The following is a 13,055-nucleotide window of genomic DNA, read 5'->3' as shown; positions in this document are numbered from 1 at the left end:
TCCCCCGTCAACGCACCCCGGTATGGCCGAATCCACCCGTTCCCCGCACGCTGTCGGTGAAAGTATCCACCACCTGCAGGCTGACGCGGGCAATCGGCACGACCACCAGCTGCGCGATGCGATCGCCCGGCTCGATGGTGAAGGCCTCGCGGCCACGGTTCCAGACGCTGATCAGCAACGGGCCCTGGTAATCGGCGTCGATCAGGCCGGTGCCGTTGCCGAGCACGATGCCGTGGCGGTGGCCCAGCCCGGAACGCGGCAGGATCACCGCGCACAGGTGCGGATCGGCGATATGGATGGCCAGGCCGCTGGGCACCAGCGCGGTGTCGCCCGGCTGCAGGGTCAGCGCGGTATCCAGCGCCGCGCGCAGGTCCATGCCGGCACTGGCTTCGGTGGCGTAGGCGGGCAGCGGCCAGCTGTCGCCGAAACGCGGATCAAGCAGCTTGACCTGCAGCGGTTGGGAAGTGAAAGCCTGGGTCATGCCTGGAGTCTCCGCGCGATCAGCGCCAGCAGTTGTTCGGCCAGCTCGCGCTTGGAGGTGGCCGGGAATACCTGTTCACCGTCCTGCCAGAAGGCCGTGGCGGCGTTGTTGTCACTCTCGAATCCACCACCGCTGATGCCGACCTGGTTGGCGATCACCAGGTCCAGGCGCTTGTCGACCAGCTTGCCACGCGCATATTTCTCCACGTCGTGGGTCTCGGCGGCGAAGCCGACCACCAGCTTCAGCGACTGCGTCTGTGCAGCGACTTCGGCGAGGATGTCCGGCGTGCGCACCAGCTCGATCACCAGCGACTGGCTGTCGGCGGTCTTCTTCAGCTTCTGCGGCGCGACCTGGCGTGGCGTGTAGTCGGACACCGCGGCGGCACCGATATAGATGTCGGCCGGCAACGACTTCAGCACGGCATCGCGCATCTGCGCGGCCGAGCGCACGTCCACGCGCTGCACGCCGGCTGGCGTCGGCAGCTGTACCGGACCGCTGACCAGCACCACCTGGGCGCCCATCGTCGCGGCGGCCGCGGCCAGGGCAAAGCCCATCTTGCCGCTGCTGCGGTTGCCGACGTAGCGCACCGGATCGATGTCTTCATAGGTCGGGCCAGCGCTGATCAGCAGGCGAAGGCCCTGCAGCGCGCGGGTTTCCGGTGCGACAACCGCCGCTGCAGCACTGCCATTGGCAGCCAGCGCGGCAACGATGTCGCCCGGTTCGGCCAGACGGCCGGGACCGGACTCGCCTTCGGCCAGCGGACCGTCGACCGGGCCGACCACCTGCGCGCCGCGCTGGCGCAGCAGGGCGATGTTGGCCTGGGTGGCCGGATGCAGCCACATGCGGTGGTTCATCGCCGGGCAGATCGTCAGTGGCGCGGTACTGGCCAGGCACAGGGTGCTGACCAGATCATCGGCGTGGCCCTGGGCCAGCCGGGACAGCAGATCGGCGGTACCCGGGGCGACCACGATGCGGTCGGCCCAGCGGGCCAGCTCGATGTGGCCCATGGCCTGTTCGGCGGCGCTGTCCCACAGCGTGGTGCGGGTGGGCTGCCCGGACAGGGCCTGGAAACTGAGCGGAGTGACGAACTGCTGTGCTCCGGCGGTCATCGCCACCTGCACCTGGGCACCGGCGTCGCGCAGGCGCCGCACCAGTTCCAGGGCCTTGTAGGCCGCGATCCCGCCTCCGACGCACAACAGCAGTTTCTGACCTTCCAGCGCGCGGGCCGGCGCGGGGGAAGCGTTGGGGGAGTCAGCCACCTGGAATTCCTGTGCAAACGAGGGCGCTAGCTTACCCGATGGCCGGTAATGTCCCGGTGCAGGGCGCACATAGCGGGCGGCTATCAGCAGATGGAGTCCGTCTCCGTTGACCCGGGATTCACCCGGTACCAGTTTCGGACCTTTCCTATACCTCTACGGGTCTGCGCTTTTGCAGAATCAGGCATTGGCTGCCGCCCGCCGTGGCCTGTCCGACCTTCGAGGAGCCGCGTGCATCCGCGCATCATCATCGCCGACGACCATCCCGTGGTCCTGCATGGCATCCGTATCGTGCTGCAGACCTACCTGATGGACATCGTCGGCAGTGCGCGCGACGGCGCCCAGCTGCTGGAGCTGGTGGATCACCACGACTGCGATGCGGTGCTGACCGACCTGTCGATGCCGGGTGCCGGTCCGGACGGTCCGGAGCTGATCGACGCGCTGCGCATGCGCCGCCCTGGCCTGCCGGTGGTGGTGCTGACCGGCGCCCGCCATCCCGGCCTGCTGGACAGCCTGCTGCGGGAGGGTATCAGTGGCCTGGTCGACAAGTGCGCCGATTTCGCCGAACTGCCCCACGCGCTGAACGCCGCGCTGGCCGGGCAGGTATTCGTCTCCCAGCAGTTGCGCCACCACCTGCAGGCGCGCGACCTGCTGTTTCCGCGTCAGCCGGCGCCGTTGTCGGCACGCGAACAGGAAGTGCTGGAGCTGCTGGCAGCCGGCCTCAGCGTGAACGAAGTCGCCGAGCGCTGCGGGCGCAGCCCGAAGACCATCAGCCGGCAGAAGGCCGAAGCCAAGCGCAAGCTGGGCCTGCAGAACAACCAGGAACTGTTCGACTACCTGCAGACCCGGCGCGGCTGAGGCAACCTCCGACCCCAGTCCGCGGCATGCCCCGATGGGAGCCACCGCAAGGTCTGGCGATGATGGGCCATGCCCATCCATGACTGGCCCGAACAGGAACGCCCCCGCGAGAAGCTGATCGCGCGCGGGCCCACGGCACTTTCCGACGCCGAACTGCTGGCCCTGTTTCTCGGCTCCGGGTTCGGTGGCCGCGATGCCGTGCAGACCGCGCGCGACCTGCTGCAGGCGCACGGCCCGTTGCGGGTACTGCTCGACCGCCCCGCCGCCGAGCTCGCCCGCCTGCCCGGGCTCGGCCCGGCACGCAGTTGCACGCTTGCTGCCGGGCTGGAACTGGCCCATCGCTACCTGGCGGCCGAGCTGGAGCACGGCGAGGCGGTTGGCAACAATCCGGCGGCGGTCGGCCGCTACCTGCAGCACCGGCTGCGTGGCCAGGCCCGCGAGGTCTTCATGGCCCTGTTCCTGGACAACCGCCACCGCCTGATCGCCTGTGAAGAGCTGTTCCACGGCACCATCAACGCCGCACCGGTCTACCCCCGCGAAGTGGTGCGGCGCGCTCTGCTGCACAACGCGGCGGCGGTGATCCTCAGCCACAACCACCCTTCCGGCGACCCGGAACCCTCCAGCGCCGATACCCGCATCACCGACGAACTGCAGCAGGCGCTGGCGATGGTGGACGTGCGCCTGCTGGACCACTTCGTGGTCGGCGAGGGCCGTCCCGTTTCATTTGCTGAACGGGGCCTGCTATCCCTGCCCCAGCCGCGGCTGTTCGGCTGAGCGCGGCCCTTCAGGCGCCATCGGCCGCCCCCACAGGCATGTTCTGGTCAGCGTGGGCGTGGGTATCTGCGCTAAAATGGGCGATTCCGCCGCTCATTCTCACAGCAGGCCTCGTGAAAAATCTCCTCCGCGCCCTGATCAGCCAAGGCATCGAAGCCTTGCGCGCCAATGGCACCCTGCCCGCCGACTCCCTGCCGCCGGACTTCGTGGTCGAGCGCCCGAAGACCCGCGACCACGGCGACTTCGCCACCAACGCCGCGATGCTGCTGGCCAAGGCCGCGCGCAGCAATCCGCGCGCACTGGCGCAGGCGCTGGTCGAGGCGCTGCCGCGCAGCGAGGACGTGAGCAAGGTCGAGATCGCCGGCCCCGGCTTCATCAACTTCCACCTGGCCCCGGCCGCGTACCAGCGCGAAGCCGCGTCGGTCATCAAGGAAGCCCACGACTACGGTCGCAACCTGTCCGGCAATGGCCGCACGGTGGGCGTGGAGTACGTGTCGGCCAACCCGACCGGCCCGCTGCATGTCGGCCATGGCCGCGCGGCGGCGATCGGCGACTGCGTGGCGCGCGTGCTCGATGCCAACGGCTGGAACGCCAAGCGTGAGTTCTACTACAACGACGCCGGCGTGCAGATCGAGAACCTGGCGCTGTCCACCCAGGCACGGATCAAAGGCATCGCGCCGGACCAGGACGGCTGGCCGGAAGGTGGCTACCGCGGCGAGTACATCGCCGACGTCGCCCGCGCCTACATGGCCGGCGCCAGCGTCGACCTGGAAGGCAGCACCGTGGTCGGCGCCAAGGACCCGGACGACATGCAGGCGATCCGCCGCTTCGCCGTGGCCTACCTGCGCAACGAGCAGAACCTGGACCTGGCCGCGTTCGGCGTCGACTTCGACATCTATTTCCTGGAAAGCTCGCTGTACGCCGACGGCAAGGTAGCCGAAGCGGTGGCCAAGCTGCAGGCGTCGGGTCATACCTATGAAGAAGGTGGCGCGCTGTGGCTGCGCAGCACCGACTTCGGTGACGACAAGGACCGCGTGATGCGCAAGTCCGACGGCACCTTCACCTACTTCGTGCCCGACGTGGCCTACCACCTGTCCAAGTGGCAGCGCGGCTACGAGCGCGCGATCACCGAGCTGGGCGCCGACCACCACGGCTCGCTGGCCCGCGTGCGCGCCGGCCTGCAGGCGATGGAAGTGGGCATCCCGCAGGGCTGGCCGGAATACGTGCTGCACCAGATGGTCACCGTCATGCGTGGCGGCGAGGAAGTGAAGCTGTCCAAGCGTGCCGGCAGCTACTTCACCCTGCGCGACCTGATCGAGGAAGCCGGCCGCGATGCCACCCGCTGGTTCCTGATCGCGCGCAAGCCAGATTCGCAGCTGACCTTCGACATCGACCTGGCCCGCCAGCAGAGCAACGACAACCCGGTGTTCTACGTGCAGTACGCGCATGCCCGCGTCTGCAGCCTGCTGCGCCAGGCGCAGGAGAAGGGCCTGGTGTATGAGCAGGGCAACGGCCTGGCCAACCTCGGCCGCCTGGCCGACGACGCCTCGCTGCTGCTGATGAACGAGATCTCGCGCTATCCGGAAGTGGTGGAAGCGGCCGGCGTGGCGCTGGAACCGCATCTGGTGGCGCAGTACCTGCGTGAATTGGCGCATGCGTTCCACACGTGGTATCACGGGACGCCGGTACTGGTGGATGACGCCGCCGACCGCAATGCCAAGCTGACCCTGGCCTGTGCGGCACGCCAGGTGCTGGCCAATGGCCTCGAACTCCTGGGCGTCAGCGCCCCGGAAAAAATGTAAGCATCAGGAGACGCAGTACACATGGCAGCACGACGCGGCAAAAGCCAGGCACGACGCAACAGCGGCAGCCAGGGCACCCCCGGATGGGTGTGGCTGGTGGCCGGTGTAGCGATCGCGGCCGTGGTGTTCCTGGCGGCGCCGAACCTGTTCAAGGGCGAGGGCGATGGCTTCCTGCGCGCCGGTCCGCAGCCGAACCCGAACGCGCAGCCGGCCCCGGTCGCCGATGCCGACAGCGATGTCGGTACCCAGCCGGCCGCGCAGCCGGCTGCGCCGAAGCCGGCCGAACCGGAAAAGCCGGCCGCCACCCAGTACGACTTCTACACCCTGCTGCCGGGCAAGGAAGTCGAGATGTCCGACGCCGAACTGGCCGCCAGCGCGCGTGCCGAAGACCAGCGCCGCGCCAAGGCCGAAGCGCAGCGCGCGCAGGCGGCACTGGAAGGCAAGCCGGTTCCGCCGGCGACCACGACCACGACCGCACCGGCGGCCACCGCCAGCGTGTCCAGCACCGCGCAGGTGACCGCCACCAGCCGTCCGCTGCCGGCACCGCTGAGTGAACGTCCGGCTGCGGCAACGCCGCCGGCCAGCACGGCCTCGACCAGCACCGCCGCCGCCACGCCGGCAGCGCGCGTGGAAACCGCAACGGCAACGTCGGGTACCCCGGCCACTGCCGCACCGGCGGCCGCCGACAACGCCCGCTATATCCTGCAGGCAGGCGCCTTCGGCGCCTCCGGCGATGCCGAAGCAACCAAGGCCAAGCTGGCGATGATGGGACTTGCGGCGCGCGTGGAGTCAGCACAGATCAACGGCAAGACCGTGTACCGCGTGCGCATGGGGCCGTATGGCAGCGCCGGTGAACTGTCCGAAGCCAAGCAGAAGCTGGATGGCACCGGCCTGCAGGCGATGGCGATCAAGGCCCAGTAAGCCTGCCGCTGTGAATGAAAAAGCCGGGCATTGCCCGGCTTTTTCTTGTTTCTGCAGAGTCGAGCCATGCTCGACTCTACAAACGTCGGTCAGCCTTCGCGGGCGACCTGGAAACCGGCGAAGGACTGGCTGACCGGCATCAGTTCCAGGCGATTGATGTTCAGGTGCGGCGGCAGGCTGGCCACCCAGAAGATCTGTTCGGCGATGTCTTCGGCGGTCATCGGGTTGGCGCCGTTGTAGAGCTTGTCCGACGCCGCCTGGTCGCCGTGGGTACGCACCACGGTGAACTCGGTTTCAGCCATGCCTGGCTCGATCGTGGTCACGCGCACGCCGGTGCCGTGCAGGTCCGAACGCAGGCCCAGCGAGAACTGGCTGACGAAAGCCTTGGTGCCACCGTAGGCGTTGCCACCCGGGTACGGGTAGACGCCGGCCACCGACGAGATGTTGATGATCGCGCCCTTGCGCTCCACCAGCTGCGGCAGCAGGCGGTGGGTCAGGGTCACCAGCGCGGTGATGTTGGTGTCGATCATCGTGGTCCAGTCCGACAACTTGGCGCTCTGTGCCGGCGCGGTGCCCTGCGCCAGGCCGGCGTTGTTGACCAGCAGATCGATCTCGCCAAAGGCGGGCGGCAGTGCCAGCAGCGCCGCTTCCATCGCAACCGGATCGCGGATGTCGAAGGCGGCGGCATGCACCACGTCCTTGCCGTAGCGATCGACCAGCGGCTGCAGGCGTTCGCCGCGGCGGCCCGTGGCAATCACCTTCCAGCCCGCCTGGGCGAAGCGGTGGACGGCGGCGGCGCCGAAGCCGGACGTGGCGCCGGTAATCAGGACAGTGCGGGTCATCAGGCAACTCCAGGGGGAAAAACCGGACGCCCATTCTGGCATTCCCGGCCCGTCCTGAGTTGCCCGCCGTCCTGCCGTCCCCCCGGCTCAACGCACGCGAAACACTCTGGCCTTGGGCAGGTCTTCGTCGACCTGCAGGAACCAGCGCCCGGCAATTCCTGGAACAACGGCGATCTGCGGCGACTGCAGCACCTTGCGCAGCTTCATCTGCCCCTTCATCACCTGCCATTGCTGGCCGTTATCAAGGGTGAACAGCGTGCCGGGCTGCCAACCTGCGACCTCTCCGACCACGCGTGCATTGACCGGTCCTTCTTCCAGGCCCAGATGCATTGCTGGCGGTGCCGGCACATTGGCAGGCAGCGGCGCAGCGGCGGGGGCCACCGCTGCCGGCCCGGTGGCCGCGCGCTCTGCCTCGCGCAGTACCCGGTTCAGCGCCTGCAACTGCGCTGGACTGAGCCCGACCTCGGCCAGTTGGGATGTACTCAGGCGGCGCTCGACGGGTACGAAGCGGTCCTGGGCGAAGGCAGCGAAGCTGCTGGCGAGCAGCAGTGCGGAAAACAGATACCGGCGCATGCAAGGGTCTCAGCGAACGAGTGCCCACGATGCTGCAGTTCGATGACACTCCGGTGACACGCCAGGGGCCGGTACAATGGGCCATGATCAACAACGATGTCCTGCGCAGCGTGCGCTACTCCCTGGATCTGGGCGACCACCACGTGGTGACCCTGTGCCAGATGGCCGACCCGGCCTTCGCCGTGGATCCCGAGCAGGTGAAGGCCTGGCTGCGCCGCGAGGACGAAGCCGGTTTCGAGGCGATGAGCGACAGCGCGCTGGCGCACTTCCTCGATGGCCTGATCGTGCACCTGCGCGGTCGCGACGAGAGCCAGCCGCAGCGTGCGGTGGAAACCCGCATCGACAACAACCTGGTGCTGAAGAAGCTGCGCGTGGCGTTCCAGCTGCGCGACGTCGATCTGATGGAGATCTTCGCCAGCGCCGGTTTCAACGTGTCCAAGTCGGAAGTGGGCGCGCTGTTCCGCCAGCCCGGCCACACCAACTACCGGCGTTGCCTGGACCAGATGCTGCGCAATTTCCTCAAGGGCCTGAGCCTGCGCCTGCGCGGCTGAGCACGGCCTCGACGAACGCCCGCGCCGCCGGTGTCGGCAGCCGCTGCCAGACCAGGTGCACGCGGCGGGTCGGGGTCGGCTGCAGCGGAATCTGCACCACGCCCTGGAAGCCTTCGGCAATCAACGTCGGCACGATGCCAACCGCCAGCCCATGGCGGACGAAGCGCTCGATCAGTTCCATCAGATTGACCTCGAAGCGCACCGCATGCGGCAGGCCAGCGGCGGCGAAGGCATCGTCGGTCTGCCGCCGCGCACCAGTGCCGCGCGGGAAGTCGACCAGCGCCTCGTCCTGCAATTCGGTCAATGGCAGCCGCTTGCGCCGGGCCAAGCGGTGCGACGGCGCCAGCACCGCCACCAGGTCTTCTTCCTGCAGCATCTGGTGGCAGACCCCGTCCAGGCCGGCCGAGGGCGCCAACCCCACCAGTGCAACATCCAGGTCACGCGACTGCACCTGCGCGATCAGGTCCTCGCTCTTGTCCACCCGCAACTGGAATTCCACCTGTGGGTGCGCCTGCTGGAACGCGGCCAGCATCGCCACCACATCGATATCGGTCAGCGAGGAGATCTGCCCGATCGCCAGCAGCCCGCGCACCTCGCCACTGACCGCGGCCACGTCGGCGCGCAGGTGGCGCAGGCTGACCAGCACCTGGCGTGCGTGCACCAGCAGCGCCTCACCCGCTGCCGTCGCCCGCACCTGCCGCGGCAGGCGCTCGAACAGCGGCGTGCCCAGTTCCTGCTCCAGGTAGGCAATCTGGTGGCTCAACGCGGACTGCACTACATGGCAGCGTTCGGCTGCGCGGGTGAAATTGCCCTCCTCGGCAAGGGCAACGGCAAACTCGAGCTGCTTGAGATTCATCCAACTATCTCGTTTCCAGATGGCATGGATGATGATGATTCATTTCCATCATGGCCGCAGCAGGTGGACACTGTGCCCCCCGCTTCCTGGAACACCGCGTGAGCCCGTCCCTCCCCCCTCTGCACCGCTGGCAGGTGCTGCTGATGTCCGTGGCTACCGGCGTGGCCGTGGCCAGCAACTACTATGCGCAGCCACTGCTGCACACCATCGCCGACGCCTTCGGTGTGCCGTTCGGCCAGGTCGGCATGGTCGTTACCGCCGCGCAGCTGAGCTATGCCGCCGGACTGATCCTGCTGGTGCCGCTGGGAGACCTGTTCGAACGCCGCCGCCTGATCGTGGTGATGAGCCTGCTGTCGGCCGGCGGACTGGTGATCAGTGCCTGCGCACCGTCACTGACCTGGCTGCTGGTGGGCACCGCCATCACCGGCCTGTTCTCGGTGGTCGCCCAGGTGCTGGTGCCGTTCGCCGCTACGCTGGCCGCGCCGGAACATCGCGGTCGCGTGGTCGGCACGCTGATGAGTGGCCTGCTGCTGGGCATTCTGCTGGCGCGCACCGTGGCCGGCCTGCTTTCCAGCCTGGGCGACTGGCGCCTGGTGTATGCGATCGCCGCTGCCACCCTGGTGCTGACCGCACTGGCATTGCAGCGCGGTCTGCCGCGATTCCACCACAGCGCCGGCTTGGGCTATTTCGCATTGCTGCGCTCGATCGGCGTGCTGTTCGTGCAGGAACCGGTGCTGCGCCAGCGCACGCTGCTGGGCGCCTGCAGCTTCGCCATGTTCGCGATCTTCTGGACCCCGCTCGCGTTCCTGCTGGCACAGCCGCCGTATGCCTACAGCGACGCCACCATCGGGCTGTTCGGGCTGGTCGGCGCGGCCGGCACGCTGGCGGCCGCCCTGGCTGGCCGCATGTCCGACCGTGGCCAGACCGGGCGTGCCACCGCCATTGCACTGCTGCTGTTGCTGCTGTCGTGGTTGCCATTGGGGCTGTCGGCACACTCGCTGCTGGCGCTGCTGGTGGGCGTGGTGGTGCTGGACCTGGCCGCGCAGCTGTTGCACGTCAGCAACCAGAACCTGATCTACGCACTGCAACCGGCGGCACGCAACCGCCTCAATGCCGGCTACATGACCGGCTATTTCATCGGCGGTTCGCTGGGTTCGCTGCTGTCTGCGCAGGTCTACCAGCGCTTCGGCTGGACGGGCGTCTGCGTGGCCGGCGCTGCCGTGGCTGCGCTGGCCCTGCTGCTGTGGCTGCCCGGCGCGCTGCGCGCGCGCCAGGCGTCGCTGGCCGACTAGAAGCTGCCCTGCAGCGCCAGCTCCCATCGCCCACCGGCGTTGCCGGGGAACAGGCGCTTGGCTGCGTTGTCCGTGTCATGCACGGTGGCGCGCAGTTCCCATGCCGGGGTCAGCGAGGCGATGGCACTGAGCTGCCCATGCAGGTAGTCCGGGCCCTGCGCGGTGGCCAGCCAGTACTGGCCCACCGCTGCTTCCAGGCGGAGGCGTTCGTGCAACGGCACACGCACACCCAGCTGGGCATAGGTACCGCGATGGCCACCGGCCAACGCATCGTTGGAATGGGCGACCTGCAGCCAGGCGCGCTGCTTCCAGGTCACCGTGGTGTTGAGCTCGGTCCAGTCCAGCGCGCGGCCGGTGCCCGGGTACACGTAACGGGTCAGGTTGGCATCCAGGCTCCAGTCCGGTGCCAGTGCGCCGGACCAGCCCGCCACCAGGTCGAACTCGCTGCGCGCGCCATTGTCCGGCTTGAACGAAACGTTGGACCCCCACACGCTGGCGTACCAGCCCGCTGGGATCGAGACCTTCGCGCCGGCCTGCACCGCCGGGTCGCCGTCGCTCTGCGAGCTGCCGCGCCATACGTAGTCACTGGTCAACGCCGCACTGCCACTGACCTGCACCTGCGCCTGCGCGCTGCCGATCCCGAGCAGCCCTGCCAGGGCGGCCACCAGCGCCGCCATCATCCCCTTGCTGTTCACTGCACTGTGTTCCTCGTCGAAGGCGGTCACGCCGCCGGGAACGCAGTGTCGAGGCGGGGGCCGTAACGGATCGAGGGTGCTGCCGGGCCCGTGGCGCAAATTCGGCGTAAATCCCGTGGACTGCGGCCAATGCCAGCAGCGCGGTATCATGGCGCCCTGTTTCCAGGAACCAACCGCGTGGACGCCATCCTGACTCCGGTATCGATCGGCGAGCTGATCGACAAGATCACCATTCTCGAGATCAAGGCCGAGCGCATCGACGATGCCGCCAAGCTGGCCAACGTCCGCACCGAGCTGGACGGCCTGCTGCCGTTGCTGCAGCAGCTGCTGCACGCACAACCGGCACTGGCCGCGCTGAAGCAGCAGCTGAAGGTGATCAACGAGCGCATGTGGGACATCCAGGACCAGCTGCGCGACAAGGAAGCGGCCCAGGTGTTCGACGATGCCTTCATCCAGCTGGCACGCGGTGTCTATGGCACCAATGGCGAGCGCGTGCAGGTGAAGAACGAGATCAACCGCGTGGCCGGTTCGGCCCTGGTCGAAGAAAAGCAGTACCAGGGCGAGTAACCCCACCTCAATCAGCGTCGATCAGATGGCGGAAGCGGAACAGCTCGCCATCGTTGCGGATGCCCAGCTTGCGGTATGCCGCTCGCTTCTGCGTGCTGATGGTGCTGGCCGCACGCCCGCTGCGGCGTGCCATCTCGCCGGTGCTGCAGCCGCGCAGCACCCACTGCAGGACAGCGCGTTCGCGCGTACTCAACCGTGGTGAACGCATGGACTGCGGGCGCTGCCGGCGGGACTGGTTCAACTGTGCACGCAGCTCCGGCGGCACGAAGCGCCCGCCGCGGGCAACCACGCTCACTGCCCGCAGCAGCATCTGCGGCGCGCAGGCCTTGGACAGGAATCCGCGCGCACCGGCCTGCAGGACCAAGGACACGACACCCGCGTTGCAGTGTGCGGACAGCACCAGGATCGGCACTGCCGGCCAATGTCGTGATACGTGCTGCAGCAGTTCCAGGCCTTCCCCGCTGTCACCGATCGGCAAGGCGTCAACCAGCAGCAGATCGATCGCAGCTGCCTGCTGCAGGCGCTGCAGCAGATCACCGCTGCGGCCATAGCTTCCATCGACCTGCAGGCCCGCCTGCCGGGCCAGCAGTTCCTGCACGCCATGCCGCAACAGTGGATGCGGATCCAGCAGCAACAAGCGGCAGGGAGAATCGCGGGGCTAGGGAAACGGGGGCATCGTTGCATTCCTGCAGGACAGGCCACTCACCCTAGGGCGCAGCCGACGCCTGCGGAATCCAATTCGTTGCAATGCCGCCCTTCCACCGCGACACGGTCAGGTAGCGTTTGCCCAGCCGGAAACGCAACAGGCCCGGCATGGGCCGGGCCTGTCGAGGCATCTTCAGCGCGCAGGCGCGCCGAGGAAACAATTACCAGCTGAAGCGCGGGCCGACGGTGTATTCCTTGTCGCCGTGGCGGTTCATCTTCAGCTCGCCGTTCAGGCCCCAGTTCTGGTTCAGCTTGACCTGACCACCCAGGCGGCCATACCACTGGCCGTCGATGTCGACGCCGTGCTTCTTGGCGTAGTCTTCGTAGCCGACCATGCCGTAGACCTCGGCGTGGGCACCGAAGGCGGTGCGGATACCGGCTTCAGCGCTGTAGCCGTTGAAGTCCAGGCCGTGCTTGCGATCGAACTTCTGGTAGGCAACGCGGGCAACGAAGTCGGTCGACGGAGCAATTTCGACGTTGTAGCCGGCACCGACCTTCCACTGGTCAACCTTGATGTTGGTGTGGTCGACTTCCTGACGGCTGTATTCACCGAACGCGTGGAAGTTCGGCAGGAAGCCGTAGGAACCCTTGACGCCCCAGCCGTCAGCCTTGATGCCATCGACGTCGGTCTTGGCGTAGTCGGCCTCAGCGTAGTTGTACGACAGGTTCTCAGCAGCCGAAGCGGTGAACGGCAGGGCAGCGGCCAGGGCCAGAGCAATCAGCGAATTCTTCATGGGGGTACACCTTTACTTTCTTATGGTGTGCAGCAGCGCCAAGGCGCCATCGCATCGGGAATGTAAATTCTCCGTTATTCGCCACAACGCTCCCTGAAAACAGTGGTCTTCGCATTGCTGAATTTTTGGGCTTGATTCAGGCTCCGTC

Annotated in this window: 15 protein-coding genes; 7 read left to right on the top strand and 8 right to left on the bottom strand. The window is 67.7% G+C overall.

Features of this window, described 5'->3' with window-relative positions; genetic code table 11:
* Positions 1-7: 7 nt before the first annotated feature.
* Together dut and coaBC are read right to left on the bottom strand one after the other, a co-directional pair.
* On the bottom strand, positions 8-481 hold the full coding sequence (dut, locus tag AC5P68_RS14450) for a dUTP diphosphatase (RefSeq protein ID WP_005411999.1): 474 nt from the start codon (positions 479-481) through the stop codon (positions 8-10).
* The gene (gene coaBC / locus AC5P68_RS14445) at positions 478-1,740 is read right to left on the bottom strand and encodes a bifunctional phosphopantothenoylcysteine decarboxylase/phosphopantothenate--cysteine ligase CoaBC (protein ID WP_033834998.1); all 1,263 of its coding nucleotides are present in this window, start codon (positions 1,738-1,740) and stop codon (positions 478-480) included. The genes dut and coaBC overlap by 4 nt, the downstream gene beginning before the upstream one ends.
* Positions 1,741-1,968: 228 nt before the next feature.
* Between coaBC and AC5P68_RS14440 the strand changes: the two genes are divergently transcribed.
* The 4 genes from AC5P68_RS14440 to AC5P68_RS14425 all read left to right on the top strand — a co-directional run bounded on the left by AC5P68_RS14440 (position 1,969) and on the right by AC5P68_RS14425 (position 6,092).
* On the top strand, positions 1,969-2,595 hold the full coding sequence (locus AC5P68_RS14440; protein ID WP_033834997.1) for a response regulator: 627 nt from the start codon (positions 1,969-1,971) through the stop codon (positions 2,593-2,595).
* A 69-nt stretch (positions 2,596-2,664) separates the two neighbouring features.
* A complete protein-coding gene (gene radC, locus AC5P68_RS14435; protein ID WP_033834996.1) occupies positions 2,665-3,369 on the top strand; it encodes a RadC family protein in 705 nt (234 codons plus the stop codon).
* 113 nt (positions 3,370-3,482) lie between these two features.
* Positions 3,483-5,171: an arginine--tRNA ligase gene (gene argS / locus AC5P68_RS14430; protein ID WP_010486900.1), complete on the top strand. Its 1,689-nt coding sequence runs from the start codon at positions 3,483-3,485 to the stop codon at positions 5,169-5,171.
* A gap of 21 nt (positions 5,172-5,192) precedes the next feature.
* Complete coding sequence (locus tag AC5P68_RS14425; protein ID WP_111188009.1) at positions 5,193-6,092, top strand: SPOR domain-containing protein; 900 nt, start codon at positions 5,193-5,195, stop codon at positions 6,090-6,092.
* A gap of 89 nt (positions 6,093-6,181) precedes the next feature.
* On the opposite strand, the gene AC5P68_RS14420 is transcribed toward AC5P68_RS14425, so the two are convergent.
* Both AC5P68_RS14420 and AC5P68_RS14415 read right to left on the bottom strand, forming a co-directional pair.
* The gene (locus AC5P68_RS14420) at positions 6,182-6,934 is read right to left on the bottom strand and encodes an SDR family NAD(P)-dependent oxidoreductase (RefSeq protein WP_005411994.1); all 753 of its coding nucleotides are present in this window, start codon (positions 6,932-6,934) and stop codon (positions 6,182-6,184) included.
* Positions 6,935-7,021: 87 nt separating this feature from the next.
* Complete coding sequence (locus AC5P68_RS14415; protein WP_049453629.1) at positions 7,022-7,507, bottom strand: hypothetical protein; 486 nt, start codon at positions 7,505-7,507, stop codon at positions 7,022-7,024.
* A gap of 83 nt (positions 7,508-7,590) precedes the next feature.
* On the opposite strand from AC5P68_RS14415, the gene AC5P68_RS14410 reads away from it, so the two are divergent.
* Complete coding sequence (locus tag AC5P68_RS14410; RefSeq protein WP_005411992.1) at positions 7,591-8,058, top strand: YehS family protein; 468 nt, start codon at positions 7,591-7,593, stop codon at positions 8,056-8,058.
* On the opposite strand, the gene AC5P68_RS14405 is transcribed toward AC5P68_RS14410, so the two are convergent.
* Complete coding sequence (locus AC5P68_RS14405) at positions 8,027-8,914, bottom strand: LysR family transcriptional regulator (protein WP_049403465.1); 888 nt, start codon at positions 8,912-8,914, stop codon at positions 8,027-8,029. The genes AC5P68_RS14410 and AC5P68_RS14405 overlap by 32 nt on opposite strands.
* A gap of 143 nt (positions 8,915-9,057) precedes the next feature.
* On the opposite strand from AC5P68_RS14405, the gene AC5P68_RS14400 reads away from it, so the two are divergent.
* Positions 9,058-10,206, top strand: coding sequence for an MFS transporter (locus tag AC5P68_RS14400; protein WP_329772748.1), 1,149 nt, complete (start codon positions 9,058-9,060; stop codon positions 10,204-10,206).
* Here AC5P68_RS14400 and AC5P68_RS14395 read toward each other — a convergent pair.
* On the bottom strand, positions 10,203-10,901 hold the full coding sequence (locus tag AC5P68_RS14395; RefSeq protein WP_032967099.1) for a TorF family putative porin: 699 nt from the start codon (positions 10,899-10,901) through the stop codon (positions 10,203-10,205). The genes AC5P68_RS14400 and AC5P68_RS14395 overlap by 4 nt on opposite strands.
* A 129-nt stretch (positions 10,902-11,030) precedes the next feature.
* Between AC5P68_RS14395 and AC5P68_RS14390 the strand changes: the two genes are divergently transcribed.
* The gene (locus AC5P68_RS14390; RefSeq protein WP_043035177.1) at positions 11,031-11,468 is read left to right on the top strand and encodes a DUF6165 family protein; all 438 of its coding nucleotides are present in this window, start codon (positions 11,031-11,033) and stop codon (positions 11,466-11,468) included.
* A gap of 7 nt (positions 11,469-11,475) precedes the next feature.
* Here the strand turns inward: AC5P68_RS14390 and AC5P68_RS14385 are convergent, their stop codons facing one another.
* Both AC5P68_RS14385 and AC5P68_RS14380 read right to left on the bottom strand, forming a co-directional pair.
* Positions 11,476-12,105 (bottom strand): response regulator, encoded by a 630-nt coding sequence (locus tag AC5P68_RS14385; RefSeq protein WP_288416784.1) that lies wholly within the window; start codon positions 12,103-12,105, stop codon positions 11,476-11,478.
* Between the two features lie 229 nt (positions 12,106-12,334).
* Positions 12,335-12,907, bottom strand: coding sequence for an OmpO family porin (locus tag AC5P68_RS14380; protein ID WP_005407747.1), 573 nt, complete (start codon positions 12,905-12,907; stop codon positions 12,335-12,337).
* Positions 12,908-13,055: the final 148 nt, after the last annotated feature.

The organism is Stenotrophomonas sp. YJH_SMC_58, assembly GCF_059369635.1.
This window is presented reverse-complemented; position numbering and strand designations above follow the sequence as displayed.

Coding starts and splice junctions, on each gene's coding strand:
- radC (WP_033834996.1), top strand. CDS start 2,665: ATGCCCATCCATGACTGGCCCGAACAGGAACGCCCCCGCGAGAAGCTG.
- AC5P68_RS14410 (WP_005411992.1), top strand. CDS start 7,591: ATGATCAACAACGATGTCCTGCGCAGCGTGCGCTACTCCCTGGATCTG.
- AC5P68_RS14390 (WP_043035177.1), top strand. CDS start 11,031: ATGCCAGCAGCGCGGTATCATGGCGCCCTGTTTCCAGGAACCAACCGC.
- AC5P68_RS14415 (WP_049453629.1), bottom strand. CDS start 7,507: ATGCGCCGGTATCTGTTTTCCGCACTGCTGCTCGCCAGCAGCTTCGCT.
- AC5P68_RS14400 (WP_329772748.1), top strand. CDS start 9,058: ATGTCCGTGGCTACCGGCGTGGCCGTGGCCAGCAACTACTATGCGCAG.
- dut (WP_005411999.1), bottom strand. CDS start 481: ATGACCCAGGCTTTCACTTCCCAACCGCTGCAGGTCAAGCTGCTTGAT.
- AC5P68_RS14420 (WP_005411994.1), bottom strand. CDS start 6,934: ATGACCCGCACTGTCCTGATTACCGGCGCCACGTCCGGCTTCGGCGCC.
- AC5P68_RS14425 (WP_111188009.1), top strand. CDS start 5,193: ATGGCAGCACGACGCGGCAAAAGCCAGGCACGACGCAACAGCGGCAGC.
- AC5P68_RS14405 (WP_049403465.1), bottom strand. CDS start 8,914: ATGAATCTCAAGCAGCTCGAGTTTGCCGTTGCCCTTGCCGAGGAGGGC.
- AC5P68_RS14380 (WP_005407747.1), bottom strand. CDS start 12,907: ATGAAGAATTCGCTGATTGCTCTGGCCCTGGCCGCTGCCCTGCCGTTC.